The organism is Rhizobium sp. R339, assembly GCF_002211395.1.
Classification (GTDB): domain Bacteria; phylum Pseudomonadota; class Alphaproteobacteria; order Rhizobiales; family Rhizobiaceae; genus Rhizobium.
This window is the reverse complement of sequence record NZ_LOKV01000023.1, coordinates 695,759-719,111: the sequence shown is the minus strand read 5'-3', so window position 1 is coordinate 719,111 and position 23,353 is coordinate 695,759. Positions and strand designations below refer to the sequence as shown.

Below are 23,353 nucleotides of genomic sequence, written 5' to 3'. Positions count from 1 at the left end.
TGCCGCTGTTCCGGCAGCAGATCAAGGAAGGCGGCCCGGTGACGCTGACGCATCCCGATATCACCCGCTACTTCATGACGATTTCGGAGGCCTCGCAGCTCGTCATCCAGGCGGGCGCAATGGCGGATGGCGGGGATGTTTTCCTGCTGGATATGGGAGAGCCTGTCCGCATCGCCGATCTTGCCCGCAAGATGGTGGAGCTTTCCGGCCTGACAGTGCGCCACGAGGATAATCCCGAAGGGGATATCGAGCTTGCCGTTACCGGCCTCAGGCCCGGCGAGAAGCTCTATGAAGAACTGCTGATCGGCGACAATCCCGAAACGACGGAACATCCCAGGATCATGAAGGCGCGTGAGGATTTCCTGTCCTGGCCGGAGCTTATGAAAAAGCTCAACGCGCTCAATGCGGCATTGGATCGCAACGATATGATCGCTGCCCGTGCAACATTGGCTGAGCTCGTTTCCGGCTACTCGTCGACGGGCGAGGTCTCGGATCTGGCTTTGGTCGGCGTAGAAACCAATACGGCGGCGTGAACGTGGCTGCAGCGTCCGTAAAATCACCGCGACGAGGCAGGCGAAGATCTGCATAGCCGCGCGGTTAACGGGGGCATCGTGATAGGCCCAGGTTGCGGTCTTTTGATGATTGACATTGAAGGTCCGATAGGATTGAAGCGTCATTAGGCTCCGAGCTGTTATGAAATTCTTTGCTAAATTTGAGCCTATGACGGATTCTGAAAGCTGCGGTCATGGAACAAAGATCATTTGACGAGGAAATTAATCTATTCTCTGTTGTTTCCTTTCTAAGACGTGGCATGGCCATCATTATTGTGTGCTGCTTCATTGGAATTGCACTAGCAGGCATTTTCCTCTGGCGTAGCCAACCTTACTATCAAGCTTCCGCACAACTGGTGCTTGCAAGCGCATCAGCTCCGACACAGCTCGACCCTGATGCCGTCGCTCTTGTGGAGCCTCGTGAACATGTTACTTTTCGTCTGCGATCTCCATCAGCTTTCGATCAGCAGACCGTCTCCGCGTGCTCCGACGGCGGCCCGGTAACCGCCGAACAGATTTCGCAAAACGTGAGGGTGACGGCACCATCAGTTCCCAGTGACGTCATCGAAATTTCCTTTACCGCCCCAGCCGCTGAATTGGCGCGGCAGTGCGTCGCCGCGATCGTGCGGGGGGTTCAAGAACAGCAGACGTTGGTTGCGTCCACCGGCTCGGAACATCTGAAATCTCAAATCAGGTCACTGCAGGATCAACTCGTGGAAAATTCGAAGCTCCTGAAGGAGGCGCAGGATTCCGGATGGCAGCAGGCAATATATCTCGCGACACGCGACGATGCGATCGCATTGCGTAAGGACATTGCCGACTTGACGGGTAAACTTGAATTAAGCAAATCTGCAACTCTGCTTTCCCCAATTTACGCTCCATCAAATGCCGCCTCTCCGACCAAGATAACTATTCTGACTGCAGGTCTCTTTGTCGGGTTCGTTATCGGACTTCTAATCAACCTCCTTAAAAGCGCATACCTCATGCAGCGAAATCGCCGTAGCCGGTCGAACGGCTAATGCGTTTAGCGCACCTTGAGCAAGGCCGCACGAATTACCTGCATGCCCCGCGATACAAGCTTCTTAGAGAAGAAATTTACTGGGCTGGCTCTCAACCCGTGAGTTTCAAGCGCAAGTAGAATTTCTTTGTTTTGCTGCAGGATATTCTTCCAGCTGCGATTTGTCGTGCCGCCCATTCGCATCTTCACCATAATGCCGGGCAGGTATTTCGACTTGATACGGTGGCGTTCTAGAAAGCGCATCATTAATTCTACATCAGCAGCAATCCTATAACAGAGGTCAAACGACCCAAGGCGCTTGTAGACCTCGCGCCGAACAAAGAAGGTTGGATGAGGCGGGCACCAGCCCTTTTCGAAAGCCCGAGGTACAAAAGGCGAAGAGCGCCAGTCGCGCACGATCGTTGAGGTATCATCTTGCCGAACATAGCAGAGATCCCCGTAACATGCTTCCAAGGCCGGATCCCGGAACGCCTCCGCGACCTTTGCTAGAGCGCCCGGCATGTAAAAATCGTCGCCATTGATGAAGCCGATAACATCGCCGGTCGCAAGACTTATTCCTTTATTCATGGCATCATAGATGCCGAAGTCCTCTTCGGAAACTAGGCGCGTAATAACCTCGCGACGTTCGTTGATCCGATCAAGCGTGCGGTCCTTTGAGAGTCCGTCGACGACGATATACTCCATATTCGGATAGTTTTGAGCGCGAACGGATTCGATCGTCTCAGCGATCGTGGCTTCGTTGTTGAAGACAACGGTGATGATTGAAATTTTCGGTTCGCGCATTCACACTTACTTTCATAGCTGGTGGGTAGAGGCGAGGTCCCCCGGCCTTCGTCCGTGGTTTGCTACCGGCGTTTGGTGGCAGCCCGTTGAACAAGCGCATGGAAATCAGTGATGAAGCGGTTGACGCGTTCATTAGCGATGGCCTGTGCCTTCGCCACCCGTTCGAACAGAATATCAGGCGAAGACAGATTTGCCGAAGCAAGTGCGTCTGCAAGCGCCTGCGCGTCATGGCGATCGAAAAATACGGCCACTTCGCCCGCCTGTTCCCTGTTGACGTCCAAATCCGACAAAATCAACGGCACGCCCCACGACAGAGCCTCTTCGACTGTCGTGCTCCATCCTTCGAAGAGAGATGGATTCAGCAAGGCCATACTAGCGGTTGCGAGTGGAGCAAGATCGCCATATGGGATAAGACCGAGAAGAATGAAGTTTGAGGAGAGACCGGAAGTGTCGATAGCAGCCTTCACACGCGGAAAATAAGAGGGGTCGCGCGGATCAGACTGGCTGCCACATGCCACGATAGTAACGTCTTGACCGCGGTCACGGAGGATCGTCAATGCCTCCACGACAAGAAGATGGTTCTTGTGCTGCCAGAACTGGTTGGGAAGGAAGACATATCGCTCAGGCAGTCCATATTTGTCGGCAAGAGCACGAGCAGCCGCAGGAACAATCACGACCTTGGGCGGCACCGCAAACCTGACGACGTGTGTGCGCCCCCGGGAGGACGGATAGAAAACTTCGCACGAGACGCGCGAGTCTTCGCTGCTCAACATGATCTCGCGTTTTCCCAGGACCTGAATTCTAAACCCTATATCGCGTTTCCAGTAGCCAAGCTTACTGAAGAGATGGGGGAGGAAGCGGTGCTGGAAATCTGGGATCCAGGCAATAGCGGGGATGCCGAGATTGAAACCAAAAAATTGTGCCACCTCAAATACGACATCTATCTGATGAGTTCTAAACAGCTTACGCACACGCCAGTCGGCGCCGGTGACAAGACCGGTGAGCAGAGATCTAAAGCTCCTGGATCTGTTAAAGAGCGGGCTACGGACCACCTCAACGCAATTGAGAGCCGCAAATGGAGTTATATCTTCTTCATCGACGTCGGTTCCAAAGAACATAACAGGCGTAAGAGCTCTGCTCTGATCAGCGGACAGCAGCCTGGCGAGATTTATCAGATAGTTATAACCGCCGGTCCAGTCTTTCCCGCCGATCATCGTAAAGGCAATACGGGTCATGATCTCACACCGGATTCCGATCGAAACCACCTGACATAGTCTGAGAGGCCTTCCATCAAATCCTGTTGCCACTCGAACCCGAGGGCCGCGAGCTGCTCGGATTGGGCTATTAGGCTTTGAGGGTCGCCAGCTCGTGCTTTACCCGAAAATTCAATCCTGGCTTCCAAATTAGTATCGACCGCCCATGCTTGGGCAATACCTTCAACGATCGCGCGAACATTGGTGCCGCGGCCGGTGCCGATATTGATAACTTTTGGCGAGGGGCTCGCCTCCGTGTGGATCAGCGACAGCGCGCGCGCGACGTCGGTCACCGCCGTCCAGTCTCTAAGCTCGTTGCCACTGCCACCGAGAAGGAGTCGCTCAGGGTGAACCTCGAGCTGGGAGCAAACGTCCCAGAGCAATTGCTTGCGTAATCCCTCCCCATAAACTGAAAACAGCCGACCGATCACGACCTTTAACTCGTAACTCTCACAATAGGAGATGCAGAGAGATTCCATTATATGCTTGTGATGACCGTAGGGAGAGAAGGGGTTGGGTTTCGCCGTTTCAGCTATCTGACCTGTGTGCCCTGCCCCGTAAACAGCAGCGCTAGAAACCGCCACTAAGCTGCTTTTAGGGGCCTCCAGTCTCATCCATTCAAGGAGTTCAATGCTCGAGCTGACCGTGCGGTGGAAATCTTCGCGAGGATTTGCGATTGCTGCTCCGACCGACGAGCCCCCCGCAAGATGGTACACAATGTCCACCGTCCCAAACTGCTGTTGAATCAACCGAAGATTGGGGATATCGACCTCGCCGTTATGCCAAGAGACTAGCCCCCAGCGCTGGGCGTGAAGCGGTGACCAGGTACCGTGCCCAAGGCCGAATACGGAGTTCCCGGCAAGTGCAAGTGACTTTGCCAGATATCTTCCGATAAATCCGTGAGCGCCTGTGATTAATATACGAGCCATTCTTTTTCTTTATTGGGGCCGCGTGGCGATGAACGAATATAGCCGACCCGGCCGCCGATCGAACTTTGCTGCGATATGCGAGAAGATCGTCCAGACCGACCGAGAATTCAAAAGCGCTGGAACGGCTCTGGCGAAGAACGGCAATCGCATGGCAATCTGCGCCTTCAACTCCGCCGGAGTGTAGGGGGCGAAGTTGATCTCGCTCTCCAGCGGCATAAGGAGCTTTTCCATCTTGAAACCGGCCGAAACAATAGAGTTCTGATACTCCTTCAGAAGAAAGGCGTTTTCCCCTCCATAGAGTTTGTGCAGGGGATGGCGATCGAGAAAGATCGGCAAATCGCGTTCGCTCGATATCACATGTTCGCGAACTGCGATGAAGCGCCCGCCGGGCTTGAGCACTCGAAAGAATTCGCGACACGCGGCTGACAGATCGGAGGTGTGATGCAGAACGGCTCTAGCAAAGACCACATCGAAGGCATTGTCGGAGAATGGGAGCTTTTCGGAAAACTCCTCGGCGATCGAAATGGGAAGATGAACTTCATTGAAGAGGGCACGAATTGCACCAGCCCCCACGAGGTCGCTCGCGTCGGGCTCCAGGGCCGTTACCTCAAAACCTTCCTTCGCCAGAGCATAGCTGGCAATACCACGACCGGCGCCGATATCGACTGCAGTTCCTGGCGCCCGCGGGAGAAATTCGCGAATGGCACCCCATTCGCCGCTCCGCCAATACCGCTCGGCTGCCTGCAGAATCGGATCGTCGTAATAGGCATCGAGCACCAGCTTTTGCTGGTCAGGCTGTTGCCGAAGCCACTGGACGGCTGCTTCCCACGTGTCCAACTTTGTTGCCGTCATGGTTGACCTTCTGTCTCTTTTTGCGTCCGCTTGAGATTCCGAATTATGCGAGCGGGGTTACCGGCGACGACGGTGTAAGGGGGGACATCGCGCGTGACAACAGCATGGGCTCCAATAACTGCCCCGTCGCCGACTGTCACCCCCTTCAGGATACTCACGCCAAAACCAATCCACACCTTGTCCTGAATAAACACTGGCTTGATGGAAACCCCCGTCCAATCCTTCTTTCCTAAGCCCCAATCGGTCACATCGTTCTTGCGCAATTCCCAGTCGAGAGAATGAGAATCATGATCGACGATTGTCACTCCCCATGAGATGATGACGTCGTTTCCAATCGTAATTCCGGAATGGCATACCAGGTGACTGGCACCAATATAGCAGCGATGCCCAATGCTGATGCGGCCGCGGGGATCATCGAAGCTGATATTGCAATTGATGATACAGTTCTCGCCGACCTTCACATTGCCTCCGCGAATGGATCGCAACGCCAGCCAACGGACATTGCTACCACTCCCGACGAGAAATTTGCTCCGCTTGCGGGCCAACCATCCCGCCGCCATGTTTGCGATCGTGGTCAGGCTAAGCTTCATGCGCTTGCAGCCAGCCGTTGGAAGTTAAGCCATTGGGCACGCTTGTTGTACACGGTTCGTACAGTACGGGTTCCCTCGTTGGCTAACGCCTGGAGGCGCCCCGGTTCCCGAAGCAGATTTACAATTGTCCGCGCCGCGGATTCCGCATCTTCATATGTTACCATGCTGATATTATTGACCATCCCCTCGGGATAAACACCGGAGTCCGAGACCATTAGCGCACCGCATCCTAGCGCCTCCCAGCATCGCATATTTCCCCTGTCCGTTCCCGCCATATCCACGGCGCCGTTTAGAACAATTTTCGCCTGCGAAATCGCTTCATAAAGCTCGCGTCCGAAAAGAGGGGTACGGGACACTGCGCGAATATTCTTCGGACGTCTGTGCTTCCCAAGCGGCAGAAGCCAGCCAATCGGGCTCTCAGCAAGTCTAGTCAATCGCGACCGATCAAGGTGGTAGCAAACTTTGAAATCCCTTCGAATTGCCGACACGGCTTGCAGTATCTCTGCACGCCGACGATGGTGACGGCTATAGCCTCCGACAAAAAGCACATCGATTGGCCGGTCTCGATTTTCGGCATAGCTATCCATTGCCGGATCATGGGCTGGTGCAAGATATTCCGCGGGCCAGCCAAGCTTCCGATAACCTTCCAATATGGTAGGAAAGTTGCAGACGATCAAATCGTAGGCGCCGAAGTCGGTATTGCCGGAAGGCGCCGCTCGCCACATGATTGACTTCCGCACGCAACCAGGAAGTTTGCGGACGAAATCGTTCCCGTATCGCATCGGATCCGAATTATAAAATATCTCGGTGCGGTGATGTTCGATCTGGCTCAGCAGGATCTGCTCCATGTCGGAGATGGCGGGCAAACCATTTTCTACCGCCCAGTATCGTTGAAGTATCTCGTCATCGCCGTTCGTAAAGAAGGTGTCTGGAGAGGCCTCCATCACCGGGTTCAGTATGTGGCAAGCGCCATAGCGATCATCCAGAAAAATAGATAATCTGTCTGAAAAACTTCTCGCATCAACTGCGAGTATATTAAGCCGCCGCATATAAGCAGCATATACCCCGGAATTTTGAAAAACGCGCATATTGGATTCTATACCCGTCCGAGTTGGACAAGATGCTCTTGTCCACCGTCGTTCTTATCTGACACCCACTTCAGCGAACTGGACAGCGCCAGCACGAATGGAACAATCAAAAACAAACCGCCGGTCATCATCGCAGTTTGAAGTGCGGTCGAAAGCATCACGAATATTCCATAGTGGCCGAGAGCCAGCCCCGCAATCGTTGCGACGGTCTTCCCTCGTTTCACTATTAGCTGGATATCTAGCAAGCGGATAAAAAATCCGGCGAATAGCGAAAATAGAAACACACCCACCCAAGAGAAGTCGGCCCAGGCATCGGCGATAAACATCGCTGTCGAGGTGGAACCTTCCATGCCGCGATGGACGGCGCCGACCAGTACATAGGTTGGTTGACTGGGTTGACCGGTCAGAGAGCCTACCAGCCAACTGAACTTACTACCCCAACCATAGGGGAGAACACTTGGAATTGCGGCATAATACTCAAGCAAACTTTCGTTTGCGATCATGAATATCCGATAAAATAGAAAATCGAGCGCGTCGCCGACACCATGCAGTTCACGAATGGCAACAAGTACCATCGCACCAAACAAAAGAACACAAAGGGAAATAAATTTAATCGCCATCCCCAATGGCAGATCCAAAGATTTGCGAAGATGTTCCACGACTATCAACTGCAGTACAAATATCGCCAATGGCGCCTTGCTCAAAGTCGAGGCCTTGGCCACCATGACGGCAACGATAAAAGCCCACGCGATCGCTGGCAGTTTCATTGACCGCTGTCTTAAAGCTATAAAACAGCAAATAGCAGAGAAGGGAAATAGGTTGGAGACGAGGAGATTGAAAAGATAAAAGCGGCTTCCACCCGACTCACGCCGCATCGCAATCTTCGCGACTTCGCTTGCATCGGAAATGAAGTAGACAATAATTTGGGGGATTTTGTTTTCAACAATAATAAAGACGAGAATGATAAAGAAGCCGATGGTCGAGATTATTTTGAGTCGTTGAGCGACACCGCTGGCTATCCGGACAGGCTGAGTGCGCCAGGAATGCAGTGCCGCCTGGATCTGTTGATGGTTAACGCCGAACGCGAAATCCGCTCCTGCTATGCCGATAGTGATGCAAACAAATGAAAGGGCAAGGGAGAGATCCAGTGCGCCGATAGCATCAGTATACGGAGCAGAAGACAAAATTGTCTCAAAAAACTTAGTCTGGATACCCCATATTCGAGTGTAATAGAGATACACGGGCCCATGAAGCGCGAGCATGAGACCTAAAAAAACTGACGAAAGCGTCAGATTGATCCCCACCCTCCAGATGTAGAACGCCACCGACCATGTAACAGCCATGGCAAAGACGAGGCTAGTCGACATCTGCTGCCTCTGCGGCTGCGTTACGTGTCGGCAGGAGTGTCCGTGTCATGTTACGCAGGCGCAATAGCGCTTTATGAAGCCACATGCCGTTCGGATAATTGCTGTGCGGGACTGGCGGTGCCTCGATATACGATTGGAGCTCTTCCGGCTTCAATCCCAGTTTTTTGGCCACGAACTTTGTTTCCCTGCGGGCATCCTGAACGGAGATGATGGGCTTTGAAATTTCGCGCAGCGCCTCCTCCCGTGTCATTTGTCCGGCAACAATCAAACTTGAAAGGTGAAGCCGTCTTTTGTCAAAGTTAAATTTTCTCGGAAGATAGATATCCTGGTAGAATTTTGTGAATCTGGATTCACTGTGTTTGCCGCCGTAGTCACGCCACCCATATTCGCGCTGAAGCTCAGTGCGCGCCTCTTCCTTATTGTAGTCGATGTAATTGAGCGGACGGTGAATGGTGAGTTGCCGGCGGACGCGGGTAAGCCAAATATACTCAAGAGGGCTCATGAAGGGATAGGTCGTGAGCTTCAAGGAGCCGAAGCGTTTTTGAATCGCGCTTGCATGCGTTCCGTCAATCGACGGATAGCCAAAGCCGCGGGGTATCACCGATTCTGACGCGAAGTTTACGCCGCTGAGGAAGTGACGAATGCCGAATTTAGCTGCTGTCCTATAGAGGGTGGAAAAGAATGCATGATCTTGCGGGATGTCCTGATTGAGGACAGAAGCCTTCATAAACGCAATCTGCAGATCGCGCATCTCCTGCCACTCGATTACATACGTGTGAAGGTCGAGATCGAGTTTTCGGACAAGAATTTCAATATTGTGGACGGCGGGCTCGGAATTCCAACCGCCGTCAACATGGACCGCCAGAAGACGAAGACCATGCTTTCGGGCGGCGAGATGCGCAAGAAACGCGCTGTCAATTCCACCGCTAAGCCCGACCATTGCGTCATATGGCTTACCTGCGCCTTCTTCCTTCAATGTGGCGATCAACCGCCGCATTCGAATATCGCCTTCCGGGCCAGTCCACCACTCGTGCGGCTTGCGATTCAGCGCATCCCGACAGCAGTTACATTGGCCGTTTGCGTCAAACACGATCGACGGGTTGGAATTGTCCATGGCGCAAAATGAGCAAACTCGCGACGCGTTATCCATGAGCACCTTGCTCCGCCTCCTCCAAAATTTCTGGTGCAGGGTAGCTTATAAGGACTGCCCTTAGCCGGCCGATAAAGGTGAAGGCGCTCCCCGAGGCCGCGGCGGAAGCGCCGGCATGAAGGCCCTCCTCCATGTGGGCGACGTTTCCGGCGCCACCCAAGGCAACGACCGGAATGCTCAGCTTTCGGCTAATCGACTGGATCAACTCAAGATCATACCCGTTGCGCGTGCCGTCGAGAGTTTTCGACTGAAGAATTATTTCACCGACGCCGGCATCCTGCAGCCTCAGGCAGAATTCTATCGGCTCTTGCCTCGCACCGCTTGAAGCGTAGCAGCTCGCCGCCGCACCGCGACCCTCAACGTCGACACAGGCAACCAGAGCCTGGCTGCCCATATCGGCAGCGATCGCTCCCACCAGTTGCGAATTGCGCGCGCCTTGACCGAGTACAAACTTCTCGACGCCGGAGCGGTTAAGTTCCTCGCACTGCTTAAGCTCGGTGATGCCGCCGCCATATGCCAAAGGCATGAAACATTCGGTTGCGAGTTCGCGAACGAAGCCGAGGTCAGGACCTCGGCCCGTACGCGTGGCGTCGATATCGAGAATGCAGATCTCGTCGACTTCCTTTTCGTTGAAAAGGCGCACAACATTGAAGGGATCGCCGACGTAGGTGCGCTCACCAAACTCTATCGTTTTCACCAGCCGACGCTTCTGATCGACCAGCAGGACGGGTATAAGCCTTTTTCTCATCAAAGCTTCCCGAATGCTTCAAGAACTCGCATCCCGAAGCGGTGGCTTTTTTCAGGATGAAATTGCACGCCGCTGACATTGTTCGAACTCATTGCGCAACATAGCTCCTCGCCGTAGTCGATGACGGCGGTAACGTCATTCGGATCATCGCAATCGACAAAATACGTGTGGTCGAAATAAAAGCGCTCCCTCCGGTTGGACCTGTCGAACAGGGCGCTTTCTCGGCACGGCCTTATCTCAAGCCAGCCGATATGAGGAACTTTAAGGGATGATGTTGCCGGCAGCCTGATGCGCTTCACATCCGCATTTATCCAGCCGAGTCCCGGTTCCGAGCCTTCCTCGCTGGATCGCGCCAACAGCTGCATACCGAGACATATGCCGAGAACAGGAACCCTCCGATCGCGCACAGCGTGATTCAGTGGATCGACTAATTTTCTGTTTCTCAACGTGGCCATTGCTTTGTCAAACGCACCGACCCCTGGAAGAATGAGCTTCGCAGCACTTTCGATCTCCTTGGGATCACCGCTTGGCCGAGCATCGATCCCCAGATACTCCGCCATATTGGTAATTGCGCCGATATTCCCGACGCCATAGTCTACCACAGTGATCACTCAAAACCCTCTCTTGCGTTTCACAAGATGGTTATTCCATCCAATCAGGCGTCTCTCGGACAAAGCCGTTCTAACGGACCCATAGATACGGGACAAGATAATGCTCCCGGTTTTCGTCGTCATCGCCACGGCTGCGATCGCGGCGGAGACAACGCAGACAGAACAGACATACGCGAAAGCGAGGGACAACCAGCCATTGATCCAGGTGAAATTCAGGCCTAAAGATCCGACAACTATGCAGATGCCAACCAAGATAGGAGCAACTGTACAGGCGAACATTTGCTCCGCGCTGAAAGTGCGAAAGAAGCAATTGCGAGTCACCAAAAGCGCGAGAGGCACTCTTACAAGGCTCGCAGCAAGCAAGCCTGCTCCGGCAGCGTATGGACCGTAAAACCAGATGGAAACAAAAGAAAAAACAACCGTCATCACCGAATAGGCAAGCGAAGTATATGCAGCCGGTGCGTTTCTGCCCATTCCCATGGCGTAATACTGGAATACATTCGACCCGCACCCGACGATGCCGCCGAGAATGAGTATCTGGAGCAGATGCGTGCCGCCTGCAGCGGTTTCTTCGCCGACCCAAACCGTCAACAGCGGCCTAGAGAGTACCGCGATTGGCGAGAGTACGATGGCTCCGAAAGCCGAATTGCCCCATGAGGCGAGCATGAAGAAATCACGCCGCTCCTCTTCGCGGCTGTTCGACATGTTGCCAAATCGAGGAAACTGGACTTCACAGATACGTATGACCGCGATGTAAGCGGCCTCCTGGAGGCGATTGCACACGTTATATTGGCCGACAACGGCAGACGGCGCGAGCGAAGCCAGAACGTAGCGGTCAATCTGGTTGCCAAAGATTCCGGCAAGCTGAGAGAGGCTTTGCCATTTTCCAAAATGAAGCAATGATTTCAGTTCGTCGGGAGACGACGAGATCAATCTGCCGCTCTCACGGAATTCCGAGGATGTAACCCATATCCATCCTGCAGTCGAGAATACAAGACTTCCAGCAAATCCGAGCAAATAGCCATTCAGCACTGGAAATGACCACGTGCATCCCAAGGTCACGATGATGGTTGCGAATGAACTCCACGCTGATGCTTTGGCCACCAATCGAAAATTTTGCTTTCCCACGGAAATACCTTGCAGGACAAACGAGAACTGCTGCGCCACGGTGCCGGTTGCGACAATGAGGAAGGAGACGGTGAGATTCTGTAATGGAAGAGACGCACCGACGATGCCGGTCATGATCCATGGACCGGCAAGCACGATCCCCAGCCAAGCCACCGCCGAAGCGATCAGGCAGATTTTTAATCCGACGATAGCAATACGGGCGGCGGCATGCTCCTCGCCACGTCCAATCCGCGCGGAAATTTCCCTGACAACGGCCTGCCCGAGCACCGTGCCGATCAGCGTCACGGGAGCTGCGATAGCGATCACTATGCCTGCGCTTCCCAGTGCCTGCAGTCCAATCCAGCGCACGACGAACGGCACCGTGGCAAGATTAGCAATCAGCGTAAAAAGGAAACCCGCCAAATTCCAGCCTGAGTTTCCAAGAAGATTGCTGCGCCTTCCATGGCTCTCCGGGCGTTCGTCACTCACTCGGCGAAGCCCCTGATCATATCTGCGACGTACAAGAGTTGAGCTTCTGTCATTTCAGGGAAAATCGGAATTGAAAGAATCTTGGATTGATTTCCAAACGCGTTGGGAAAATCCTCCGGCCGATGCCCAAGGCGTTCGTAAGCCGGCAGGAACGGCAGCGATATCGGATAGTTTACCACGGTTTGGATGCCGGCATGATTGAGGTGGGTTGCCAGGGCATCGCGCCGCTCGTGCTTGATCACAAACAGGTGATAGACGTGATTTCGCCCGGCTGCCGTTTCAGGCAGTTCCAGCCCACCAATATCTTCGAGGGCGCGCACATAGCGTCTCGCCCATTCCTGCCGCTTTGCAGTCCATTCCGGCAGACGCGGCAGCTTCACCGACAGGATCGCGGCCTGCAGTCCGTCGAGGCGGCTATTTATGCCCTCGATCTGGTGGTCGCCCTTTGAAAGCCCGCCATGCCGCGCAAACATTGCCATCCGATCGGCAAGTGATTTGTCCTTGCAGGTAATGGCGCCTGCGTCGCCCATCGCACCAAGGTTCTTTCCCGGGTAGAAAGAATAGGAAGCGACATCCCCGAAACTTCCGACGACCTGCCCATCAATCTCAGCCAGATGGGATTGGGCACAATCCTCTATGACCCAGAGACCGTGCTTCCGGGCGATAGCCATGATCGCAGTCATATCGGCCGGTTGGCCATAGAGATGAACCGGGATGATGCCAACCGTTCTAGGCGTGATCTTCGCTTCGATTTGAACAGGATCGATGGTGTATGTCGAAGCGTCGGTGTCGCAGAAGACAACATTGCCGCCGGCCTGTGAAATGGTCTCGGTAGTTGAAATCCACGAATGGGCAGTCGTAATAACTTCATCCCCGGGTTTGACGTCTAGCGCGCGCATGGCGATGAAGAGCGAATCCGTTCCATTCGCACATGAGATGCAATAAGGGGCGCCGACGGCGGCGGCAAATTCGTCCTCGAACTTCTGAACGAATGGCCCCCTGATAAACGAGGACGAGCGGATGACTGAAGCAATTGCAGCATCGATCTCCTCCTTTAGCGAGAGATATTGGAGATGAAGATCAGCGAAAGGAACTTTCATGAAACCTGCTCTCGGTAAATTGCGATGATTTCCGTGTGTGCGCCGGCGCCGCCATATGCGCCAACCAAAAATAACATTCAGCCAAGCATCGGCTTAACACTGAAACAACCCTTCGCGAAAGGCTGAGGCCAACACCCCTTCCCACGGGAGTTGACGGCGAGAAGCTGCAAAGCCTGGGGCATGTACCGACGTTGTCCACCAACGACGATCCTCCCGGGACAAACCTAAACCTCACTCCTTGCTGAACGAGGTAAAGGCCGGGCGGGGTTGCCGGCATAGGTGCCAGAAATAGTGATATCCCGGGTTACAACCGCGCCTGCGCCGATGACGACATCGTCGCATATCCGAACGGCCAGGACCGTAGCGTTTGAGCCGATCGAAACTCGGTTGCCGATCCGTGTCTCCTTCCAGAGCGCGCGATTTCCCCGCGCAGGCCCACCTCCCGAAAAAAGGTCGTTCACAAAAACAACCCCATGTCCGATGAAACAATCCTCACCAATCTCCACAAGTTCGCATATGAAACTGTGTGACTGTATCTTTGTGCGCGGCCCGATCTTCACGCCCTTCTGGATTTCGACGAACGGACCGACGAAACAATCATCCGCAAGTTCGCACTCATAGACATTGACGGGCTCAACTATTTTCACCCGAGCGCCGCAAACGACGTTTCTGACCTGCGCCTTCCAGAGCGTGGGGGAGTCGTCGGTCACTGGGAAGATCGTCCCAGTTTCGAATGCTTCACTTCCAAAGGCAATTTCACTTCCTGATTGGAAGCGATTGATTCGTAAAGTGCGGAGATCAGCTCAAGACTCTGACGTCCCTCATGACCATCCACGATGGCTTTTATATCGTTCACTAGGCAATCGACGACATGTTCGTAATAAGCCTGATGACCAAAACCATAAACGTTCGGAGGATTAACAGAGTACTTCTCCATAACTTGCTCATCGCCTAAGTCATGGTCGCCGAACTGCCAGGTGCGGATCTTGTTCACCGCAAAGCCCGCAATCTCAACAGAGCCCCCAGCACCAAGTATCGAAATCGATCCTTCAATGTCCTTGGGTCGCGTTGCTGCGGTGGCTTCTATAATGCCGAGAGCACCGTTGCGGAACTTCAGTGTGGCTACGGCAGTGTCTTCCGCCTCAATATCCACCAACGCTGTCGCCGCGCGCGCGTGAACACTTTCGACATCACCCATGAACCAAGTTAACATGTCGATATGATGACTTGCCTGATTGGCAAGAACACCGCCGTCATATTGCCAGGTACCGCGCCAGTTATCCTGATCATAGTAACTCTGATCGCGGCACCATCGTACCCTAACCGTCCCGAGCACGAGCTTTCCGAAGCGGCCCGCATCAAGAGCTTCGCGCGCTTTCAGGACCGGGACGTTAAACCGGTTTTGTTTGACGACAAAAAGGCGAATGTTGTTGTCATCACACGCCTTGATCATCGCTTCAGCGTCGGTCAAAGTCAGCGCCATTGGCTTTTCGACCACGATGTGCCGTTTATATTTTGCAGCAGTTATGACGTGCTCTGCATGCATGCCACTTGGCGTCAATATCGATACGACATCGGCGTCCGTGTTCTGGAGCATTTCGTCGATGGACTGATAGTGAGGAACGCCGAATCTTTCTCCGAACTCCTTTGCCCTTTCTTCCACTACGTCACAAACTGCGACTAGCGACGCCCCGGTTATCTGTGAAAAGCCCAACAGTTCGGAATGTCTTTTAGCAATGCGTCCGCATCCAACAATAGCGAATTTTATCAAGAGCTTCTCCCCGCGCGACAGTATCCGCCGCCCAAAATAATCTGGGCGATTCACATTGACATCCCCTGAGCTAGCCGGACACCCTTCCGCGATCAAGCGTCGTTCAACGGTCGAACCCACCATACCGGTATGGCCAGCAATGATTTTTTTTGGAAGACTTCTCATATTTGCTTGTGCACCCGTGGCATGACCGGAAGCACCCGGTTTTATCGGCGACCGCACAATTGCCATGTGGGACTCGCGCAGACAGGAATGATTAGGCCTCATTGGGTGTTCTCGCCAAAAAAGTCAATCTTCATCACTGGCAGCAAACCCACCTACTCTTAGTTTTCCAAACTCACGCGGCCACGCTGACACGGGGTGGAATTGAAAGCGCTAGTTTACATGGGATGATATTTTTGCGGCTCTCCTTTGATGGACTCTCGAAAGTCGCGACCGTGCGATGAGGTGAGCCGCCCCAATCGAAATGACGAAAAAATATAATGGAAGCAATGGTACTGAGTAGCGTGGGTTTCCGAGAGGAAACGCATACGCGACAGCAAAGGCTGGCGCCAACGAACAAAGAAGCAACATTGTTACCTCCTTTGCTTGTACCGTCAAAAATGCAGCAGCCAGCAAAGCCAACAAAAGCCAAAGGTCGGGCGGCAGAACACCTATATTTATTGGGTCACGAAGCGCCACCCCGAAGGTCGAAATGTACGGATTGAATGCTGCATGGATCTTAGCGTTTGATAGAACCGCGAACGGAAAAACTGCCGCGTCCGAGGCTGCTTGCGGTCCAAAAAAACGGTCGAATGCAGACCGATAGTCCTCCGATGATGCCCAGCTTTGCCAACGATAATAGCCGTAAAGATGATCGAGAAAATTCCTGGGAGAGTATCCCGGAAAGACTTCATGCGTTTGCGGAACTACCGCCGACGGCAAGATCGCTCCGATTGAGGCCATGGCGTATAAGAACCGGTTCAATTGAACACTCGCCCCATCCGAGCGTAGCGCACTGGCGAGTTCCTCTGCCTTTTCGTTGATCTCGCTATTGGAGCGTCCCTCAGCTCTCCACTTTTCAGCGATTAATAGCGCGTCGGACATTGTGATACCGTTATGCGTCAAAGTATCCGGAAACCCTGCCACGTTAAGGAGCGTATTCACTGTCGACGAGGGGTGCGGATTAGCCTGCGACGCCGATACTAGAAGGTTGATACCGCCAGCTGGCAGAAAAAATTGTCCGTCCTGCAGATATCTGTATGTGGGAAACGCTAGGGCCGAGCCAGCCGACACAGCGAAAAGGACAACCATCCATCTAGAAATAAGAAATGCCCGGGAAATAACTGCGTAGAATAACATTAACGCGACTATAGCTCCCCAGTAACTTCTAAACTGGGTCACGCACGCGATCACTATAAGTGCCCCAACAACACAACTACTGACAGACCGATTCCCCCGCGCTATCCTTAAACAACACGAAAAGCCAATCAGAACGAAAGATGAAGTGCACGATTCGGTCAGAAGTGAATTATGAAATGCCTGATACGCTGGCAGCAGTAACAGCAATAGGACAAAAATCATGTGCACGGGCGATGGCCAAAGGCGATAAACCGTCCGAAATGCGAAAATGAGCGCCCCTGCAGCCACCATGTGCTGGAATATTGCGAGCGCCGGCCATTGCCAGGAGACCGGCAACTCGCTGAGCAAGAGCCAGGCTCCCGGCACGCCAGGCCCGAGATGGCTAAATATCCATTGACCTGTTGTTTGGTAAAACAGCTGCAGTCCGCTAGGCGAAGACATGGCAGTGGCCAATGATATATAGTCGCGTGAATCGATCCAATACGTCGCACCGAAGACTACTAAGGCATAGGCATGGATACAAATAATGAGAGGGTAAGTGAACAACTCAACTCGCGACAATCGATCCACCTTGATTATTAGGCCGCTTGTCATTCGGTTCTGCGAGAACATTCATGCCTCCACCTTCTGGAATTGCCTTACAGACCAATTCCAGGCTCTGCGGCAGCAACTTCTTCAACTCGATCGATCGAACTGTGATCCTCAAAATTTGATCGAATTTCTCTGGTTTTCCGAATACACGCAGGGAGCCAACTCAGGCATGATTTTGGGACGAAATGTTGAGATCATAGTCGTCGCGCCAAGAAGCACATCCAGTTTATTCCTATCGACTACCCAAGGTAGACACAATGTCGACCGCGGATCTGCAAGGGCTTGATGCATCAGGTTGGTCTTTAACGACCACTATCGGGGCTAGCTGCCCTGCCATCCGTCCGCCCGTTCACAAAAGGCAGCACCTGATGGACGAGGCGATCGAATTTCAACCATAACGGAGGAACTTTCAACTCCCACACCTCATTTGTGATTGGGTCGGCATGCCCAGCAGCGATGATCATCTTATCGCCCACGACATAAGTCGATTGTTCATGCCTTGGTCGCCAGCTGTCAGATAAAGGCAATCGCGTCCAATCAATGCCGTTGTCCGTGAACCAAATTCCGCCGACGTTCAGCGTGCTTTTACTCCAGCCACCAATGACCCACATACGGTCTCGATACTCTGCCGCCGAGAACCAGATCCGCCCGCTCCACGGCGCATCGGAAACTTTTTTCCAATGGAGACCATCTTCAGAATTCCAGACATCGTTCAGGGCGATGTAGTCTGGGTGATACGACCCGCCTCCAAGAACCCATAGTTTTCCGTGATAAGCGACCGCTGCGTGATACGCTCGCGGCTGCCATGCCGCGTGCTCTGTCACCTTGGTCCAATTGATACCATCGCTGGAGTTCCACACGTCGTTCTTAAGGGTCTGCTTGCCATCAACCCACTCGAGGCCCCCAAGAATCCACAGCTTGCCATTTAGCGTGACAATTGGCGTGGCTGTTCTTGGGCTCCATGAAGCCGCTGCTTGCACGTTGCTCCAGTGGATTCCATCATCGGAGTTCCACACTGAATTCGTGGCGGGGTGCTCCGGATCCGAGAGTGTGGTGCCGCCGAGTACCCACATTCGGTCCTTGAAAACGATCGTCATCGGTAGGTCGGTATAATAGAAAGGTAGCTCCGACTGGACTAGATCCCACTTGACGCCATCGGCCGAATTCCAGACATCCCGAAGCAACTCTGTCGGCTTTGTTTTCCAGCCCCCCAAGAGCCAAAGCTTGTTGTGATACACGAATTCTCCAGCTGAATCGCGCGGCGGCCAATCGGCAACGGCGACCCGCTTCAAACTGGGTTTGGGGAGCCCCGGTGCCCCGCTATAAACCCACCCGAGAACAAGACAAAAAACGACCAGTGGAAGTATGCAGAAAAATAAAAGCCTTTTGACTCTTGAATTCATGATTTCATCCCGGATCACTTAATGGAGAGCAGGCACTTATGACCGCACAAGCATCGCTGTGTTGAGAGCGACCTGGTCAGACCGGTACCACTTCATGGCAGGATGAAGGTCGAGGCTCGAGGGCCAATATTCTATCGCCGCAGCAAATGCAAATCATCACATCCTGAGCGGCGACGGAAGACGAAAGTTGGGCTGAAAGCTTGCTCCGAACGCTCTCCGCCAGCTCCTGCACCCGGCTAGACGGTGATGCGGCCGATCAGCATCGGGGCGTGCATCGCGCTCGACCGGCGGACGACATTCCTGCCCTTACGCGGCATCGAGCCGTCTCGCGAACTGAATATCCACTTTGCGAATAATCCCGCCACGCAATCGGCTTGCGGTGCAGAAGCGTTAACGCATTGGATGCTTAGTTTGGTCGTGGAAATCCAAACGCCTAACTGGCTGCCTGTGCCCGAGACTTACGTCGGCGGCACAGCTGATCGGTCTGTCGAGAGGCCCGAATGCAATCGAATGACTCGATTGTATCTTTTCAAACAATGATCCTAAGGCCGATGGGGACCGTCGTGGCAGGCTGGTCAGAGGACACCATGGCTTACACAAACGTCGAGCAGAGCGCGAAAACATGAAAGCAGATCCGATCCCGTCGACGAGCAGGCTCGCGAAGGTTCGGGCATTCATGTCCATACCTCCGGACAAGCCGGAATTGCTCAAGGCGCAATACCGGGCCTTTTCCTATCAGCTGCCGCTCATGTATGTGATCCTGCTGACCAATACATGGGTGCTGGCGGCGACCCATATGTCGGTCGCGCCAGCCTGGTTGGCCGTCTATATCCCGATTGTGCTGACATTGGTCTGCGCGGTTCGCCTTATGGCCTGGTCGCGCTCCCTGCGGGTTACACCGACCCATGAGGTCGCCGCGCGGGCGCTCTCGCGCACCAATCGCCTCGCCAGTATTATTGCCGTCGCCTTCACCGGCTGGGCTCTGCTGTTGTTTCCTTACGGCGACGCCTATGCCAAGAGCCACGTGGCCTTCTACATGGCGATTACCGTTATCGGCGTCATTTTCTGCCTGATGCATCTGCGCCCGGCAGCCTTTACCGTCGCTGCCATCGTCAACGGCGTGTTCTTCATCTTTTTCGCCCTGTCGGGCAATGCCGTCTTCATTGCCATCGCCATCAATACCGGTCTAGTTTCCGGCACTATGCTGATCACCCTTCTCATTCAGTACCGGGATTTCACCCGGCTGATCGAGGCGAAGATAGAGACCGAGGCGCTCAGCAACGAGAACTTTCGCCTCGCCAATCTCGACAGCCTCACCGAGCTTCCCAATCGCCGCGCGTTCTTCTCCCATCTCGGGGAAGCATTCAGCCAAGCAGAGGCCAGTGGGCAAAGCCTTGCAGTCGGCATCATCGATCTCGATGGCTTCAAGCCGGTCAACGACCTCTATGGCCACGGCATCGGCGACAAACTGCTCTACGAGGTTGGCCAGCGTCTGGCCGGGCTCTGCGCTCAGAATATCCATCTCGCGAGACTTGGCGGCGATGAATTCGCACTGATCATTTCAAGACCTTCGAGTGAGCCCGAACTGCTCGCCCTCGGAGAACGCCTGTGCAACGCGCTGCGGGTGCCATTCATTTTTGCCGAAGCCGCCGTCCAGATTTCGTGCTCCATCGGCTTTGCGGTATATCCCGATAACGCCGGGAGCGCGGCCGATCTTTTCGAGCGTGCCGATTACGCGCTCTATCACGGCAAGCGGACCATTCGCGGCAAAGCCGTTCTCTTCTCGTCGGACCACGATGCGGAAATCCGCCGTGATGCGCGGATCGAACAGGTCCTGCAGATGGCTGATCTGCAGGAGGAACTGAGCGTCGTGTTTCAACCGATCGTCGATGTGCGGTTGGACGAAACGATCGGCTTCGAGGCGCTGGCGCGCTGGACGAGCCCCGTTCTCGGCAGCGTCTCGCCGGTTCAGTTCATTCCTGTCGCCGAAAGGGCGGGCTTCATCAATCGCCTGACGCGACCGCTTCTCGAAAAAGCCCTCACTGTCGCGTCCAATTGGCCGGCCGGTATTCGTCTTTCCTTCAATTTGTCGGCGCAGGACCTGACCTCGCCGGAAGGCTTGCTGCATATCATCAGCATTATCCACGCAAGCCGTTTCGATCCCAAACGTCTCGATCTCGAGATGACCGAGACAGCCTTCGCTGCCGATTTCGGCCAAATTCAAAGCGCGATCACCACCTTGAAGGCGCTCGGCTGCGGCATATCGCTTGACGATTTCGGGATCGGCTATTCGAGCCTTTCGCGGCTTCATGCCCTGCCGCTCACCAAGATCAAGATCGACCGCACTTTCGTGACCGACCTGCATCGGAAGCCGGCCAGATACAAGATCGTCAAATCGCTGCTGGCGCTCGGTCGCGACATGGGTCTCGACTGCGTCATCGAAGGTGTCGAAACGCAGGAAGAGGTGACAGCCCTCAGAGAGCTCGGCGGTTTCCTGATCCAGGGATATTTCTATTCGCGGCCGATGCGTGAGGCCGACATATCAGCGTTTCTGAATTTACGGTCCAGCCTGCCGTTTCAAAATCGCGCTCGCCTTCACTAACCCACCGCGCGTAAGATACCGCTTACGCATCCATCCTCCCCCGCACCCCATCCGCAATCGCCGCCATCCGATCGGCCGCCGCATGGCCGATCAGCATGAAGGCGTGCGTTGCGTTCGACCAGTAGACGACGTTCATGCCCTTGCGGCTCTCGAGGTCCGGGGCTTTCGACCCCGCGTCGGACCTGACGATGCAGAGCGCCATCGGGCCGGTTTCGGGGTCGAGATAGGCGATCTGGGCGAGCGGTTTGCCGTCATATTGCAGCATCAGAGCGCGCTTGAAATCGATGCCGGGAAGCGCGACGGCTTCGGGGGAGAGCGACAGGCCAAGTTTCTCGTCAAGCGGGGCAAGCTGGGCGGCCTGGTCCTCTGTCGCGGGCACGGGGCCGGCCAGCGTTTCCGGGGTGTAGAGCGAGATATATTCGGCGACCACGGCGCGCCATTCGCTGTTTTCGTCCTTGGCCGAAAAGCTCCGGCCGATGCCGATGACGGCGCGGTCGATGGCGATGCCGGCGACAAGCGAGGCGGCGAGCGCGCCGAGGAAGCGGCGGCGGGTAAGGATCGAGGGCGCGAAAACGGGCTTTGGTCTGTCGCGAGGCGGAATTGCGGCGAGCATCGCCTCCAGCTTTTGGCGTGGCGCTTCGGCGAGCAACGGGGCGAAGGCCTGTTCGAAGGGCAGGCTGGCGCGCGACAGGAATTCCAGCCTTTCGGCGACGGCCTCGTCTTCATTCACCATCGTTTCGATGCGCGCAGCCTCTTCGGCCGTCAACTCGCCGTCGATGAAGGCGGTCAGGTCCTCGTCGGAGGGAATGGTGTGTTTCTCGTTCATTGCCGTCCCCCTTCCGCTCCGGCGCCGGAGAGCTTGGCGCGGGCGGCCGCCAGCCGGCTCATCACGGTTCCGATCGGAATATCCAGTATGCCTGCGACCTCGCGATAGGAAAGTCCTTCCACATAAGCGAGGAAAACCACCGTCCTTTGCGCCTCGGGCAGCGCATTGACCTGCTTCAGCAGTTGTCCCGCCATCACATGCGTTTCGGTGTCGTGGGCGCCGTCGAATGTCAGCGTCTCCCCGGCATCGACGAACCCCTGGCCCTGGCGCACCCGGCGCGAACGGATCTCGTTCAGCCAGATCGAATGCAGGATGGAAAACAGCCAGCGGTCGAGCCGGGTGCCGGGAACGAACTGGCCGGCGCGCTCCAGCGCGCGAAGGCAGGTCGCCTGCACCAGATCGTCGGCGACGTCGCGCTGATGCGAGAGAACGAGGCCATAACGCCAGAGCCGCGCCAGATTTTCCGTCAGGCCGCTCCTGATATCCGCTTCGCTCGCGATGGCCGCCTCCGCCAGTCCTGTGTCCGTGGGAATCGCCGAGTGAACCGGCGATTCCACTGTTGCGCGACTATAGGCAGGAAATGGGGTGCGCGCGACCGACATTCGGATATCCCTTCCCGTTCCCTATCCTGCCCTTGCCGGCCGATCAGATCTTCGACGGATCGAGGATTGCGGCGTTCAGATCCTGATACTCCTCGCAACCGGTACCGCAAATCGCCTTGATGGTGCTCAATTGCTCCCTGGCAAGATCGAGCTGGCCTTTGACGACATAGGCTTCGCCGAGATATTCGCGGACCTTGGCATATTGCGGGTCGATCTTCACCGATCTCAGGTAATAGGAAATGCCTTCGTCGGTGCGGCCGAGCTTGCGGGTGGCATAGCCGCGATAATTCAGCACTTCGGCCGTATTCTGGTCCTTGACCGTATCGAGCATGGCAAGCGCCTCTTCGTAGCGACCGGCCTTGGCGAGCGAATAGGCATAATCAGTGCGGTTATCGTCCGAGACGTTGGCGCTCTGCTGCTTGACGCATTTCTTGGTCTTCTGGTCGTAGATCTCGCCCTTCTTGCAGGTCGGCATGGTGCTGCTGTCGTCACCGATCGCAAAGACCGGGCCGCAGAAGAAGGAAGCGGCGAGGCAGCCGCCGAGAAGGATGGAAGCGGCGCGAGTTGTCATGTTCGTCATG

At 54.8% G+C, this 23,353-nt stretch carries 22 protein-coding genes; 3 read left to right on the top strand and 19 right to left on the bottom strand.

Features of this window, described 5'->3' with window-relative positions; genetic code table 11:
* On the top strand, positions 1 to 533 hold a 533-nt coding region (locus ATY76_RS22735; RefSeq protein WP_141105036.1), incomplete at its 5' end, for a polysaccharide biosynthesis protein.
* 212 nt (positions 534 to 745) lie between these two features.
* The gene (locus ATY76_RS22730) at positions 746 to 1,570 is read left to right on the top strand and encodes a Wzz/FepE/Etk N-terminal domain-containing protein (RefSeq protein WP_088676934.1); all 825 of its coding nucleotides are present in this window, start codon (positions 746 to 748) and stop codon (positions 1,568 to 1,570) included.
* A 5-nt stretch (positions 1,571 to 1,575) separates the two neighbouring features.
* Here the strand turns inward: ATY76_RS22730 and ATY76_RS22725 are convergent, their stop codons facing one another.
* The 16 genes from ATY76_RS22725 to ATY76_RS22655 all read right to left on the bottom strand — a co-directional run bounded on the left by ATY76_RS22725 (position 1,576) and on the right by ATY76_RS22655 (position 18,742).
* Positions 1,576 to 2,352, bottom strand: a complete 777-nt coding sequence (locus tag ATY76_RS22725; protein WP_039618044.1) for a glycosyltransferase family 2 protein — start codon at positions 2,350 to 2,352, stop codon at positions 1,576 to 1,578.
* 62 nt (positions 2,353 to 2,414) lie between these two features.
* Positions 2,415 to 3,587 carry a glycosyltransferase gene (locus tag ATY76_RS22720; protein WP_088676933.1) on the bottom strand — a complete coding sequence of 391 codons (1,173 nt, stop codon included), beginning with the start codon at positions 3,585 to 3,587 and terminating at the stop codon, positions 2,415 to 2,417.
* Entirely contained in the window at positions 3,584 to 4,534 is a 951-nt protein-coding gene (locus ATY76_RS22715) for an SDR family oxidoreductase (protein ID WP_088676932.1), read from the bottom strand. The genes ATY76_RS22720 and ATY76_RS22715 overlap by 4 nt, the downstream gene beginning before the upstream one ends.
* A gap of 9 nt (positions 4,535 to 4,543) precedes the next feature.
* Positions 4,544 to 5,386 (bottom strand): class I SAM-dependent methyltransferase, encoded by an 843-nt coding sequence (locus ATY76_RS22710; RefSeq protein WP_039618038.1) that lies wholly within the window; start codon positions 5,384 to 5,386, stop codon positions 4,544 to 4,546.
* The gene (locus ATY76_RS22705) at positions 5,383 to 5,976 is read right to left on the bottom strand and encodes an acyltransferase (RefSeq protein ID WP_088676931.1); all 594 of its coding nucleotides are present in this window, start codon (positions 5,974 to 5,976) and stop codon (positions 5,383 to 5,385) included. Before ATY76_RS22705 ends, ATY76_RS22710 begins: the two co-directional genes overlap by 4 nt.
* Entirely contained in the window at positions 5,973 to 7,064 is a 1,092-nt protein-coding gene (locus tag ATY76_RS22700) for a glycosyltransferase (protein WP_088676930.1), read from the bottom strand. The genes ATY76_RS22705 and ATY76_RS22700 overlap by 4 nt, the downstream gene beginning before the upstream one ends.
* Before the next feature lie 8 nt (positions 7,065 to 7,072).
* Positions 7,073 to 8,431 carry an oligosaccharide repeat unit polymerase gene (locus ATY76_RS22695; protein ID WP_088676929.1) on the bottom strand — a complete coding sequence of 453 codons (1,359 nt, stop codon included), beginning with the start codon at positions 8,429 to 8,431 and terminating at the stop codon, positions 7,073 to 7,075.
* Complete coding sequence (locus ATY76_RS22690) at positions 8,421 to 9,581, bottom strand: N-acetyl sugar amidotransferase (RefSeq protein ID WP_088676928.1); 1,161 nt, start codon at positions 9,579 to 9,581, stop codon at positions 8,421 to 8,423. Before ATY76_RS22690 ends, ATY76_RS22695 begins: the two co-directional genes overlap by 11 nt.
* The gene (locus ATY76_RS22685; RefSeq protein WP_245310023.1) at positions 9,574 to 10,329 is read right to left on the bottom strand and encodes a HisA/HisF-related TIM barrel protein; all 756 of its coding nucleotides are present in this window, start codon (positions 10,327 to 10,329) and stop codon (positions 9,574 to 9,576) included. The genes ATY76_RS22690 and ATY76_RS22685 overlap by 8 nt, the downstream gene beginning before the upstream one ends.
* A complete protein-coding gene (hisH, locus tag ATY76_RS22680; protein WP_088676926.1) occupies positions 10,329 to 10,940 on the bottom strand; it encodes an imidazole glycerol phosphate synthase subunit HisH in 612 nt (203 codons plus the stop codon). The genes ATY76_RS22685 and hisH overlap by 1 nt, the downstream gene beginning before the upstream one ends.
* A complete protein-coding gene (locus tag ATY76_RS22675; RefSeq protein WP_088676925.1) occupies positions 10,941 to 12,536 on the bottom strand; it encodes an oligosaccharide flippase family protein in 1,596 nt (531 codons plus the stop codon).
* Positions 12,533 to 13,636 (bottom strand): DegT/DnrJ/EryC1/StrS family aminotransferase, encoded by a 1,104-nt coding sequence (locus tag ATY76_RS22670; RefSeq protein WP_088676924.1) that lies wholly within the window; start codon positions 13,634 to 13,636, stop codon positions 12,533 to 12,535. The genes ATY76_RS22675 and ATY76_RS22670 overlap by 4 nt, the downstream gene beginning before the upstream one ends.
* A 224-nt stretch (positions 13,637 to 13,860) precedes the next feature.
* A complete protein-coding gene (locus ATY76_RS22665; RefSeq protein ID WP_088676923.1) occupies positions 13,861 to 14,346 on the bottom strand; it encodes an acyltransferase in 486 nt (161 codons plus the stop codon).
* Complete coding sequence (locus ATY76_RS22660) at positions 14,343 to 15,638, bottom strand: Gfo/Idh/MocA family oxidoreductase (RefSeq protein WP_245310021.1); 1,296 nt, start codon at positions 15,636 to 15,638, stop codon at positions 14,343 to 14,345. Before ATY76_RS22660 ends, ATY76_RS22665 begins: the two co-directional genes overlap by 4 nt.
* 144 nt (positions 15,639 to 15,782) lie before the next feature.
* Complete coding sequence (locus tag ATY76_RS33365; RefSeq protein WP_141105035.1) at positions 15,783 to 16,493, bottom strand: hypothetical protein; 711 nt, start codon at positions 16,491 to 16,493, stop codon at positions 15,783 to 15,785.
* 1,148 nt (positions 16,494 to 17,641) lie between these two features.
* A complete protein-coding gene (locus ATY76_RS22655) occupies positions 17,642 to 18,742 on the bottom strand; it encodes a galactose oxidase (RefSeq protein ID WP_141105034.1) in 1,101 nt (366 codons plus the stop codon).
* A 676-nt stretch (positions 18,743 to 19,418) separates the two neighbouring features.
* On the opposite strand from ATY76_RS22655, the gene ATY76_RS22650 reads away from it, so the two are divergent.
* Positions 19,419 to 21,344, top strand: a complete 1,926-nt coding sequence (locus ATY76_RS22650; protein WP_088676988.1) for an EAL domain-containing protein — start codon at positions 19,419 to 19,421, stop codon at positions 21,342 to 21,344.
* Positions 21,345 to 21,366: 22 nt separating this feature from the next.
* Here the strand turns inward: ATY76_RS22650 and ATY76_RS22645 are convergent, their stop codons facing one another.
* From ATY76_RS22645 to ATY76_RS22635, 3 genes are read right to left on the bottom strand one after another with little or no spacing between them, the layout of a single operon-like run.
* Complete coding sequence (locus ATY76_RS22645; RefSeq protein ID WP_088676920.1) at positions 21,367 to 22,170, bottom strand: Fis family transcriptional regulator; 804 nt, start codon at positions 22,168 to 22,170, stop codon at positions 21,367 to 21,369.
* The gene (locus ATY76_RS22640) at positions 22,167 to 22,772 is read right to left on the bottom strand and encodes an RNA polymerase sigma factor (RefSeq protein ID WP_088676919.1); all 606 of its coding nucleotides are present in this window, start codon (positions 22,770 to 22,772) and stop codon (positions 22,167 to 22,169) included. Before ATY76_RS22640 ends, ATY76_RS22645 begins: the two co-directional genes overlap by 4 nt.
* A gap of 43 nt (positions 22,773 to 22,815) precedes the next feature.
* Positions 22,816 to 23,352, bottom strand: a complete 537-nt coding sequence (locus ATY76_RS22635) for a tetratricopeptide repeat protein (RefSeq protein ID WP_088676918.1) — start codon at positions 23,350 to 23,352, stop codon at positions 22,816 to 22,818.
* Between the last annotated feature and the right edge of the window lies 1 nt (position 23,353).